At 42.5% G+C, this 10,927-nt stretch carries 11 protein-coding genes and 1 pseudogene; 2 read left to right on the plus strand and 10 right to left on the minus strand.

Annotation, left to right across the window (positions count from 1 at the left end; translation table 11 throughout):
- Positions 1–141 precede the first annotated feature (141 nt).
- On the plus strand, positions 142–1,791 hold the full coding sequence (locus tag QZZ43_RS12015; RefSeq protein ID WP_291859558.1) for an AMP-binding protein: 1,650 nt from the start codon (positions 142–144) through the stop codon (positions 1,789–1,791).
- A gap of 49 nt (positions 1,792–1,840) precedes the next feature.
- Here the strand turns inward: QZZ43_RS12015 and QZZ43_RS12020 are convergent, their stop codons facing one another.
- From QZZ43_RS12020 to QZZ43_RS12035, 4 genes are read right to left on the minus strand one after another with little or no spacing between them, the layout of a single operon-like run.
- Entirely contained in the window at positions 1,841–2,458 is a 618-nt protein-coding gene (locus QZZ43_RS12020) for a DUF4097 family beta strand repeat-containing protein (protein WP_291859560.1), read from the minus strand.
- Between the two features lie 16 nt (positions 2,459–2,474).
- Positions 2,475–3,281: a hypothetical protein gene (locus QZZ43_RS12025; RefSeq protein WP_291859563.1), complete on the minus strand. Its 807-nt coding sequence runs from the start codon at positions 3,279–3,281 to the stop codon at positions 2,475–2,477.
- A gap of 46 nt (positions 3,282–3,327) precedes the next feature.
- Complete coding sequence (locus tag QZZ43_RS12030; protein WP_291859566.1) at positions 3,328–4,110, minus strand: zf-HC2 domain-containing protein; 783 nt, start codon at positions 4,108–4,110, stop codon at positions 3,328–3,330.
- 48 nt (positions 4,111–4,158) lie between these two features.
- Entirely contained in the window at positions 4,159–4,704 is a 546-nt protein-coding gene (locus tag QZZ43_RS12035) for an RNA polymerase sigma factor (RefSeq protein WP_291859569.1), read from the minus strand.
- A 107-nt stretch (positions 4,705–4,811) separates the two neighbouring features.
- On the opposite strand from QZZ43_RS12035, the gene QZZ43_RS12040 reads away from it, so the two are divergent.
- Positions 4,812–5,510 (plus strand): MBL fold metallo-hydrolase, encoded by a 699-nt coding sequence (locus tag QZZ43_RS12040; RefSeq protein ID WP_291859572.1) that lies wholly within the window; start codon positions 4,812–4,814, stop codon positions 5,508–5,510.
- 302 nt (positions 5,511–5,812) lie between these two features.
- Here the strand turns inward: QZZ43_RS12040 and QZZ43_RS12045 are convergent, their stop codons facing one another.
- The 6 genes and pseudogenes from QZZ43_RS12045 to QZZ43_RS12070 form a co-directional block, all read right to left on the minus strand.
- The gene (locus QZZ43_RS12045; protein WP_291859574.1) at positions 5,813–6,304 is read right to left on the minus strand and encodes a dihydrofolate reductase; all 492 of its coding nucleotides are present in this window, start codon (positions 6,302–6,304) and stop codon (positions 5,813–5,815) included.
- Positions 6,305–6,328: 24 nt separating this feature from the next.
- The gene (locus tag QZZ43_RS12050; protein WP_291859576.1) at positions 6,329–7,123 is read right to left on the minus strand and encodes a thymidylate synthase; all 795 of its coding nucleotides are present in this window, start codon (positions 7,121–7,123) and stop codon (positions 6,329–6,331) included.
- Positions 7,124–7,125: 2 nt separating this feature from the next.
- Positions 7,126–8,238 (minus strand): endonuclease/exonuclease/phosphatase family protein, encoded by a 1,113-nt coding sequence (locus QZZ43_RS12055; RefSeq protein ID WP_291859579.1) that lies wholly within the window; start codon positions 8,236–8,238, stop codon positions 7,126–7,128.
- Positions 8,239–8,249: 11 nt separating this feature from the next.
- Positions 8,250–9,143 (minus strand): rhomboid family intramembrane serine protease, encoded by an 894-nt coding sequence (locus QZZ43_RS12060; protein ID WP_291859581.1) that lies wholly within the window; start codon positions 9,141–9,143, stop codon positions 8,250–8,252.
- A gap of 8 nt (positions 9,144–9,151) precedes the next feature.
- On the minus strand, positions 9,152–9,985 hold the full coding sequence (locus QZZ43_RS12065; RefSeq protein WP_291859583.1) for a rhomboid family intramembrane serine protease: 834 nt from the start codon (positions 9,983–9,985) through the stop codon (positions 9,152–9,154).
- Between the two features lie 81 nt (positions 9,986–10,066).
- Positions 10,067–10,927: pseudogene (locus tag QZZ43_RS12070) on the minus strand (DNA mismatch repair protein MutL); the annotation flags it as partial.

A 10,927-nucleotide genomic window follows, 5' to 3' on the forward strand; every position in this document is an offset into this window, starting at 1 on the left:
CAGGAGAGTTTGGCAGATTTAAAAAAAAGTTGAACTTTTGTTTTTCCTTTTTTTTGACTTTTTGTCGAAAAAACAAATGAACCCAGTCACCCAAACAGTGATTGCCTGCTATTTGCAGGTATAAACCAAAACAACAAAAAAATGGAACAAAACGGTTACATCGGGTTAGTGAAGTCGGCTCTGGAGAACTATTCAGAAATGCCCGCTTTTAGTGACTTTAAGGGTGATACGATCACCTTCCGTGAAGTTGGAAAGTATCTTTATCGCTGTCACAGGGTCTATAAGGCCCTGGGAATTAAAGAAGGCGATAAAGTAGCTTTGATTGGCCGGAATTCCACCAACTGGGCACTTTCTTATATGGGGGCAGTTACTTATGGCGCAGTGGTGGTTCCCATTCTGCCCGATTTTAGTCCATCTGATATCAATCACATTGTAAATCATTCCGGCTCGGTACTGCTTTTTGTTACTGATAATATTTTTGAGAAGATTGATGAAACCAAGATGCCGGGTTTGAAAGGCATTATTTCGGTGAATGATTTCTCGGTGTTGGTGGATAGTCAGGGAAAGGTGCAGAAAGCAGTGGAAAAAGCCCGTAAAGAGGTGAAGGATCTTGGGGATAAATTTAACGTGAGCAAAATTAAGTTTTTTGAGCCAAAGGCCGAAGATTTGATGGTTTTGTCATATACTTCCGGTACTTCCGGTTTTTCCAAAGGGGTATTGTTGCCTCACCGGAGTATTTGGTCTAATGTGCAATACGCCCGCGATACCTTTGATGTGGTTCCCGGTGAGCGGATGGTCTCTTTCCTCCCTCTGGCACATGCCTACGGGTGTCTTTTTGAGTTTTTGTGGCCTTTTACCGAAGGATGTCATATTACCTTCCTGTCCAGAACTCCTTCACCGGCCATTATTACCGAGGCTTTCCGAAAAGTAAAGCCCCATCTGATTTTATCTGTTCCCCTGATTCTTGAGAAGATTTTTAAGAAGCAGATTCTACCCAAGCTGGAAAAAGGTTCAATAAAGACCTTGCTCAAGGTGCCGATTTTGAATAAGGTGGTTTATGGTAAAATCAAGAGTCGTTTGGTGGATGTGTTTGGTGGCGAATTTCGTGAAATGATTGTTGGTGGCGCAGCTCTGAACAAGGATGTGGAGCTGTTTCTTAGAAAAATAGAATTTCCCCTTACCATTGGTTACGGAATGACTGAATGTGGGCCCCTGATTAGTTATGCTCCCTGGAATGAAACGCAGCCCCATTCGGCGGGTAGGATAGTGCATCGGATGGAGGTGAGAATTGATTCGGAAGATCCTTACAACATGGTGGGAGAAATAATGGTGAGAGGAGACAACAACATGGTGGGCTACTATAAAAACAAGCAGGCCACCGATGAGATGATTGATGCTGACGGCTGGTTGCACACAGGTGACCTGGGCGTTATTGATAAAGAAAATTTTATCTATATCAAAGGACGTAGTAAAAATATGATACTGGGTGCATCAGGTCAGAATATTTATCCTGAAGAGATAGAGGCTGTTATCAATAACAAGGAATATGTCCAGGAATGTCTGGTGAGGGAGGATGATGGGAAAATTGAAGCCCTGATCTATCCTGATTACGAAGCAGTGGACGCTCAAAATCTGGGAGATGAGGATATTGAGCGAATATTACAAAATATTAAGAAAGAGGTGAATCAAGAACTTCCCGCTTTTATGAATATTTCTAAAATTGTGCTCTTCCCCGAAGAGTTCGAAAAAACACCCAAAAAGAGCATCAAGCGATACAAATATTTGTCGTAGAATATTGAAACCCGGAAAGGCATTCATCCTTTCCGGGTTTTTTCTTTGTTTAAATTTCTTTCCGGATATAAATATTTCCGCTGATTGTTTTTAGGTTCACCGCCTTCTTTCCTCCGTTAATTGAGGCTTCCATGTCGGTTCCGACCAAAGGAGTATCGGTCTTTTCCTGCTCAAGTGGAAGGTCGGTATAGACCTTTCCAGCAATAGATTCAATATGAAAATTGAACGATTCCTCCGCATTCAGCGTGATGTCAATAAATCCGCTTATGGTGTTGATGCTGAATGGTGCTTCGTGTCCTGTGAGTTGGATATTTCCATGGATGGTTTCAAATGTCAGCGGACAATTTTTTGGCAGTTTTATGTTGGCAAAAATGTCGGCATTGAAGTTTTTCTTCTTAGCAAATGAACTTTTAACGAGAATGAGATTTCGGCTATCATTTGTTTCCAGATGGTACCAGTCGTTGTTCTTGTTGTTGTTGATGTCAACGAAGATTTCCAAAGCAATATAATTTTCGTTCCATGTCTCGATTTTTGCAGAATCAAGGATGGCCAGGTCTATTTGAACTTCTTTGCCGTCACTCCATTCCAGGTTCTTGTTAATTACCAGTTGCCCTTTGCTTGCAATGGATGGAATGATTATCAGAAATATAAATAATATTTTACGCATGACTTTTTTTTTATAGTTATTTGTTCCTGATGTAAATATTTCCGCTGATACTTTGTAGAATCAGCTTTGTGCCTCCACCATTGATTTTACCATTGGTTTTTTGGCCGATTCCGGTAATCTCCGAAAGATTTTTAGCTCTTGAATCCTGATTTTTCCCCGACGCTTCTCTTTCAATATTAAAGTCTGAATATATTTTCCCTGAAACAGACATCATACTGAGTTCTGCAGGAGTGTTGCCGGGTAAGGCAATGTCGATAAGTCCGCTGACACAAGTGATGGATGAGGGGGCTTTTTGGCTTAGCGTTGAGAAGGTACCTTCAATATCACCGCTGATGGAGTGAAAAATTGCCGGACCAGAGATGTCAGTAAATTTTATCTGCCCACCTATTGTCTTTACTTCCAGGGGGTTATTTAACCCGGTGATTTCCACCATCTTTCCGGAAAAGGGATTGGCAAGATCTACCGATACCGCTACCTCCCCCGGGATAAAGAGGGTATAATCTCCATCATTGTTGAATTGATTTGGCCCCGAAATGGTAACATTCGACCCCGACTGGATCAGAGCCAGTCCTAATCCGGTATTGTCATAATTCCCTGAAACGGGGCTAAGTCCTTTAGCGCGTTCATCTTCCACAATTTCGGGTTGCTTATCAGTCTCTATCCTGAAAACATTGTCGGGGCTTTGTTTGATGATGAGTTTCCCGGGTATCTTCTCAATGAGCACTTTTTTAACGTCCGGAATTTCTTTCTCATAATGTGTTTGTGCCTGGCCCGTTTGGGATAGTATCCAAACTGTTATGAATGCAATTATTATAGTTTTCATTTCATTTTATTTTTGTTGTTAAAAAAATCTATCCGGCCGGGATGTTTTAAAGAAATACAGTGAGTGCTTCTTCAGCTTCTTTTTTCACCATCTCGTGTGTTTCCTTGTTGGTGGAGAAGTTCTGAAGTGTAGGAACAACGCTTTGTTCATGCATTTGAACCAGCATCTTTATCAGAACAATCTGAAGCATTGGGTCAGTTTGCTGCTGAAGCGATTGGGCAAGAGCGGTTCTAATTTCCCGGTGAACAGCAAATTGCTGAAGTGCGGTGGCTGCAGCCAGACGTACATTCACACTGGGATCGTTATTTAGTGTATTGACCAATATATCGGTTACCTGCGACGATGGTTGGGGAATTTGCTCAGCATAATGTACTGCTTTTAGCCTGTCGCTTGGCGAATCATTTGTGATAAGTGCTGTCATCAGTACCTGTCGCATCTGGGCAACCTGGCTTTCCAGGCTCGCGATAGATGCATCGCTTCCGGTCGGTCTCCCCTGAATTATCAGTCCTGAGGTAACTCCGGCAATGAAGATGATGGCCGCAGCTGCAACTTTGCGCCACGAAAAGTTCAATGTAATGGTGACGGCCCGACCATCAGGTTTCTTTTCCTTTTTAAGCATCTGAATAAACTTTTCTTCAGAGCCAGATGGAGCATCTACCAGAGGTGTTTTATCAAGGGTTTCCTCCATGTTTTTTATTACCTGAAGTTCCTGAAGGCAATCACTGCATCCGCTCAGATGTTGCTCTACCAGCTCATGTTGTTCCAGTGGAAGATTATTGTCCAGATAAGCGGTTAGCAATTCCTTTATTTTATCATTGTTGCATTTCATCAGTTTAAAGTTTTCTGGTTTATTGGTCCGATGGAACTCTTAAGGCAGTTAAGCCGTTTTTTTTTGAAAGTATTGCTCTCTCAGTTTTTTTATGGCCCGGTGCATTTTTACTTTGATTGCTCCCACAGAGGTTCCGGTTATCTCCGCAATGTCTTCGTATTTCATTCCCTGAAATCTGCTGAGGCTGATGAGTTCGCGATCCGGGAGCGGAATCCGTTCCAGAGCCTTATATAATGCCCTGATTCTCTCTTCGTTTTCTGTCTCTTCTGAGCTGTTGTCGGTTTTATTAAAAAGACTCAACGGGAGTTCCTGTTCTGGTTGTCGTTTTTGTTTGTCAAAGTGGCGTCGCATGATGTTGCGGGCAATGGTAAACATCCATTTTTTAAAGTTTGCACCTTCCTGGTAGCTCCTACGGTATTTCAGGATGCGATAGAATACCTGTTGCATGTAATCCTCACTTTTATGGTATTCTACACCGGTGTGCAAAAAGAAGTTGAATAAGTGCTTGTGATGGCGCTTAAACAGGTGTGCCAGCAAATCGGTATTGCCCTGCTTTACTTCCAGCATTATGTCTTCATCGGATAGCCAATCCATTTTTTGAGTTTTATTATTCGCCCTTAAATATCCTTAAAGTTAGAAAAGGTTACACTGGTTTTGTTATTTTTATAAATTGCTTTGCTTCTATTTTAACAATTTAAAAAATGGAATTTCCCAAAATAGATATTATTACGCTGGTTGAAAACCTTGCTTATCAGCAGGGAACCATGGGAGAACACGGACTTTCCTTTGTGGTGCGAACCGGAGGAAAACAGATTCTTTTCGATACCGGGCAAAGCGATTTGCTTGTGCATAATGCCAAAAAACTGAATGTTGATTTGTCGGCAATAGATGCGGTAGTTATCAGTCACGGACATTATGATCATACGGGCGGACTGCCTGCTTTTTTTGTGTTGAATGATTACGCTCCGGTTTGGCTGAAACCCAAAGCTTTTGATGAGAAAATGTCTAAAAGTACCGGTACACCCCGCTTTATCGGACTGGATCCGGAGGTTGCGAATCGATACAGTAATCGTTTTAAGCTGGTTTCGGAAGTCGTGGAAATTGCTCCGGGGTTGAAAATTGTACCAAAAATCGGGAATTATTTTGGTTTTGAACAATCGTCGCAATCCATGATGGTGAAGCAGGGCGAAGAGTTGGTCGCCGATCTTTTCGAGGATGAGTTGTTCATGGTTTTTGATCACCCGGCAGGGCTGGTTGTTTTTGCCGGTTGTGCGCATCGTGGAATTTGTAATATCTGTCGGTCGGCAATAGAGCTTACCGGGATGCAAAAAATTAAACTTGTTCTGGGAGGAACCCATTTGAAAGGGGCTTCAAAAGGACGAATCACAAAAACAGTATAAGCTTTCAAAAACATTGACGTCGACCGATATGGCCTTTGTCACTGCACCGGACTGCCTGCATTTATGGAATTTTCAGGAGTTTTTGAGGAGAAGGTTAGGTACGCTCATGTTGCTGCCCGCTTTCAGCCATACGACTAAGGGTTTGTAATGAAATAAATTGACAGATTTTACGAAGTTATTTTGTTCTTTGCCGACTTGAAAATACTGCGAATAGCGAGCTATTTAATGGGTTTTCAAGGAAGCTAAAGGGCAAAAGAACAAGTTTAAAGCGGCAAGTTATTTCGGCACAATCCCTAAGGTCTTTATTTCCGGGTATAGTTGATGTACGAATAGTGAAGCCCGTTTTTTGGGTCTTCAAAAGGGCCGTCCTGACTTTCTATTTCCCATTTTTCAGGGGAAATTTCTGGGAACCAGGTATCCACAGCTTCGAATTGGTGGTGGATTAATGTAAGCAGTATCCGCTGAGCCTTGGGAAAAAACAGATTGTAAATTTCTCCTCCTCCAATGACATAGACCATTTCTTCCGGAGTACATATTGTTTCCAGTTTTTCAGGCGTTGAGATAACTTCGCAACCCGGAGGTGAAAAATCAATGTGCCTAGAAAGAATTATGTTCCTTCGATTGGGCAACGCACCCTTGGGAAGGGCTTCAAACGTTTTTCGTCCCATCAGGATAGTATTGCCGGTGGTGAGGGTTTTAAAACGCTTAAGGTCGGCACTGATAAAAGCAGGCTGGTCACCGTTAATTCCTATTCCGTTGTTTTCGTCGGCTGCTACGATAAATGATATCTGCATTATGCTGAATCTATTTTTTGTGTGTTAAACGGAAATCTGTCCTTTGATGTGGGGGTGAGGATCGTAGTCACTCAGTTTAAAATCATCATATTTAAAATCATTTATGTCTTTTACGTCAGCATTGATGTTCATAGTGGGCAGATGTCGTGGCGAGCGGGTGAGCTGTAGCTTAACCTGCTCAAGGTGATTGAGATAGATGTGGGCGTCACCCAGGGTGTGGACAAAGTCGCCCGGCTCCAGATTAGTGACTTGCGCCATCATCAACGTCAGAAGTGCATAAGATGCGATGTTAAATGGTACACCCAGGAAAATATCTGCGCTGCGTTGATAGAGTTGACAACTCAGTTTCCCATCAGCCACGTAAAACTGGAATAAAATATGGCAGGGAGGCAATTGCATGTCGTTTAATTGGCCCACATTCCAGGCACTTACTATATGTCGGCGGGAATTGGGGTTTTTCTGAATCGACTCAATTACCTGCTTAAGCTGGTCAATGTGACCTCCTTTTCCGTCGGGCCAGGAGCGCCACTGATAGCCGTAAATGGGCCCCAGTTCACCATCTTCTTTTGCCCACTCGTTCCAGATTCGAACACCGTTTTCTTGCAGGTATTTTACATTGGTGCTTCCTTTGACAAACCATAAGAGTTCATGAATGATGGATTTTAGATGAATTTTTTTTGTGGTCAGTAAAGGAAATCCGTTTTGTAAGTCAAATCGCATCTGATGACCGAAAACACTAACGGTTCCTGTACCCGTCCGGTCTTCTTTTCTGACACCTTCGTCGAGTACTCGTTGCAATAGTTCCTTGTATTGTCTCATGGTTATTCGTTATTTTCCTTTTTTGGGGCCAGGTCAATTAAAGTAGAAACGGGATAATGGTCCGAAAATTCTATGTCGTGCCGCTTGAAATCGTATGACTGAAATGAGGGGGCGTGAAAGATATAATCAATTCGCAATGATGGCAGTCTTCCGTTGTAGGTGCCTCCAAAACCGGAGCCTGACTCGCGGAAGGCATCTTTCAGATCGCCGCGCATGGTCCGATAAACATATGATATGGGAGTATCGTTAAAGTCCCCGCAGACAACAACCGGATAAGGTGAATTCCCGATGTGACGGGCAAGGATTTCAGCCTGTGAAGACCTTTGTCGAAAAGCACGCGACATTTTTTTGACGATCTGTTTTATACCCTGACGCTGCTGTGCATCCATCTCAAATTTTAAACTGTCAATCACATTGAAGTCATTTTCTTTGAAGCCAATGGATTCCAAATGGTTATTGAAAATTCGCACTATTTTTCCTTTCACATTAATATCGGTAAAAATGGACATATTTTTACTGTCACTGAATGGAAGGGAACCTTTTTTTACAATGGGGAATTTGGAAAAAGTGGCAATGCCATATCCGGTGCCTCTGCCGTTGTCGAAACGGTATTCAATATGATTATATCCCAGTGCTCTGAAGCGCGCTTTGGTTTGATTTGGGTGATACCCCTCCTTTCTATTGGAGGTAAAATATTCCTGAAAGCAGATGATGTCCGGATTTTCCTCGCGAATAAACTGATAGATGCCCTCCGGAGTTTCTGTTTGTCCTGACCATTCGTAATAGTCAAACATTCGGGTGTTGTACGACATTACCTTAACAGGGGTGTTCAGTTGTTCGGGGGCTTTTTCTCCTGTCAACTGAAAAACATTGTTCCATTGATTCCAGCTGAGCGCAAGAACCAGCAGGGGAATGATGAGTCTCGGGCTTTTACGGAATATATGGACAAAAAGAATCAGCAGATTTATGAGCCACAGGGCGGGAAACAAAAAGCCGAGGAATGTTATTACGTGAATCCTTACCGGGCTGACATAAATTACGGCCATGGATGCGATTAATCCAAAAGCAAGTACCAGGGTAACTATTAATGATATGGAGCGGAATAGGCGTTTCAAATTCTCAAAGTTTAATTGTTTTCCTGGCTGGCGTTGAATAGCATTTGTTTTTCTTCCTTTGTAAGGCTATCGTATCCGCTTTGTTTAATTTTTTCCAAAATTCTGTCCAGTTCTTTTTGTCGCCTTACTTTCATGGTGTTGTATTCCATGTCAGTCATTGGGCGACTGTGTGTAACTCTGAGTTTTGATTTTCGCCTGAATAGGCCACCTGATCTTGCAGCAATTTTGTCGAAAAAATCACCAGAAATTTTTCTTTCTGATAGTTTCCATCCATAGTAGAGTCCCATGAGCGCTCCACCGATGTGTGCCAGATGACCGCCGGTGTTGGCCATATTGGGAATGCTTATCAGGTCAATAATGAAAGCTCCCAGAGCCAGGTATTTAAGTTTTACCGGCCCAATCAGGAAAAGATAAACACTGAAATTTGGACGGATGCGTGCAACGGCAAACAAAATGGCCATAACAGAAGCCGAGGCTCCCAGTAGAGAAGAAAACCCACCCTGTGGATGAAAAGCAGGCAAATAATTGAAAGAAAGGATGAAAAGCAGTGCACCGGCCAGGCCACCCCAAATATAAATGGTTAATAATTTTCGGGTATCTACCAGCTGAACGAACAAGCGGCCAAACCACCAGAGATATAAAAGGTTGAACAATACATGGAAAAAATCGTAATGCAGAAACATGTAGGTGATGAGTGTCCATGGCCGAATAAGCAACAGAAGTGGGTCGGAAGGAACAGATAGCCAGTCGATTAGAATGATTGAGTAGGCCATGTCGAGACCGGTGAGCAACAACACAAGTTGCAACAACTTAATGATCACAAATACACCTGCATTTATGTAAATAAGTTTGGTCAGGGTGGATCCCTGATGAAACGATTCTTTTATTTCTGTCCAAATGCTCATACTGCAAATTAATAATAAAATCCTTTATTTTTCCAGTATTTTATGAGAATGAAACCGAAGAGCATTCCTCCAAGGTGTGCCCAGTGGGCTACGTTGTCCATCGCAAAGTTTCTGACACCCATAAATAACTCAATGACTCCGTATATGATGACAAAATATTTGGCTTTGATGGGGATGGGCGGGAAGAGCAACATCAGTTGGGTGTTGGGGAATAACATCCCGAAAGCCAGTAATATCCCGAACACTGAACCCGAAGCTCCGACTGTTACAAAACTGTCAAGATAGAGGTTCCGATATCTTACCATGAACTCTCTTGCTATGGCATGTAAATTTTCAGGATTATCGTTTACCATCCGGGAGAACTCGTTGTTCACACCTGCCGGAAGCGCCTGGTTCAGGAACGATTTAAGTGCCTCAGGGGAGGCATTGTTGATATCCTGTGTGATGGCCTCAAGAACCGGTGTCACTTCAATATACTGGGTAAGAATGTGCACAAGAGCTGCTCCAATTCCTGTTACAAAATAGTAGAGGAGAAACCTCTTGGGGCCCCAGACTGTTTCCAACATGCGACCGAACATAAACAGGGCAAACATATTGAAAAACAGATGGAAAAAGATGATACCTTCGGAAGGTGAAAAGTAGGCATGCAAGAACATGTAAGTAATCAACTGAAATGGATTGAACGATTCGGCAGTGGGTAAATGTAACCCCAAATATTGCTCTATTCGTAAACCAAATGTGCCGAAAAGCACCAGACTCGCCACATAAAATAAGGCGTTGATAATGATTAGGTTCTTAACAACCGGGGGTAAACCGCGAAATGGGGATGCTCCTATACTCATGTTTTCTTTCTAATTATTAATAAAATGTCTTGCAGATGCAAGATCGATGCCATGCTCAAACATAATGTCAACGTATCGTCTTCAACGAAATCGCTTTTCCAGTTCTTCATTATCCAGAATGGAGAAAACTGTTTTTCCGCCGGGTGTAAAATTCGGTGCCGAGCAAAGAAACAATTTATTGATCAATTCGGCCATTTCGGCTTGTGTCAAAATTTCTCCCGGCCGCATACAGGCGTTTTGCGCCATTATGGTTGCCAGTTGTTCTTTTATCTCATTTTCCGGATCTACTTCCCCACTTTTGAATGCCTCTAAAATGGCATCAATAAGACTGGATGCATTTATGTTTCTGATGAACGAGGGTTGCCCGGTGACCGCAAAAGTACGCTCGTTTTTTTCCTGTAACTCAAAGCCAAGAATTCTCAGGTCGTCATGTATGTTTCTGAGCAAAATGGCATCTTCTTCATTAAAGGAGATTTCTTCCGGAAAAAGTGACTGTTGTGAAACAGAGACCCCTGCCTGAATGTTCTTCAAAAAATCTTCAAATAATATACGTTCATGTGCTCTGCGTTGGTCTATAATTATGATACCCGACTTTACGGAGGTAATGATGTATTTGTATTTGATTTGAAAATAAAGTGTTCCGGTTTCATTTTTTCCGGATGAGGCACCCGAAGGGTTCATTTGTTGCTCATCCTCATCTTCGCCGTTCTGTTTCGATGGAAGAATCATTGTTTCAGGCTCATCATCGGTCCATTGCTTGTCACGTGATGACTCAAAACCTTTGTACAGGGATTCCCAGTTGGAAGAGACCGATGTGGATCGATGTGTCTGGGAAGGCCGTGTTCTTTCCTGTTCAAAGGGATTATAGTCGGGGTTGATGTTCACCGAAGGCATTTTAACGGGTTCATCCCGGCCAAATGTGGGAATAGATATTTCATCGGT

This window comes from Marinilabilia sp. (genome assembly GCF_016278715.1).
Lineage (GTDB): Bacteria > Bacteroidota > Bacteroidia > Bacteroidales > Marinilabiliaceae > Marinilabilia.

Coding starts and splice junctions, on each gene's coding strand:
- QZZ43_RS12050 (WP_291859576.1), bottom strand. CDS start 7,123: ATGAGACAATACAAGGAACTATTGCAACGAGTACTCGACGAAGGTGTC.
- QZZ43_RS12015 (WP_291859558.1), top strand. CDS start 142: ATGGAACAAAACGGTTACATCGGGTTAGTGAAGTCGGCTCTGGAGAAC.
- QZZ43_RS12065 (WP_291859583.1), bottom strand. CDS start 9,985: ATGAGTATAGGAGCATCCCCATTTCGCGGTTTACCCCCGGTTGTTAAG.
- QZZ43_RS12045 (WP_291859574.1), bottom strand. CDS start 6,304: ATGCAGATATCATTTATCGTAGCAGCCGACGAAAACAACGGAATAGGA.
- QZZ43_RS12025 (WP_291859563.1), bottom strand. CDS start 3,281: ATGAAAACTATAATAATTGCATTCATAACAGTTTGGATACTATCCCAA.
- QZZ43_RS12040 (WP_291859572.1), top strand. CDS start 4,812: ATGGAATTTCCCAAAATAGATATTATTACGCTGGTTGAAAACCTTGCT.
- QZZ43_RS12020 (WP_291859560.1), bottom strand. CDS start 2,458: ATGCGTAAAATATTATTTATATTTCTGATAATCATTCCATCCATTGCA.
- QZZ43_RS12060 (WP_291859581.1), bottom strand. CDS start 9,143: ATGAGCATTTGGACAGAAATAAAAGAATCGTTTCATCAGGGATCCACC.
- QZZ43_RS12030 (WP_291859566.1), bottom strand. CDS start 4,110: ATGAAATGCAACAATGATAAAATAAAGGAATTGCTAACCGCTTATCTG.
- QZZ43_RS12035 (WP_291859569.1), bottom strand. CDS start 4,704: ATGGATTGGCTATCCGATGAAGACATAATGCTGGAAGTAAAGCAGGGC.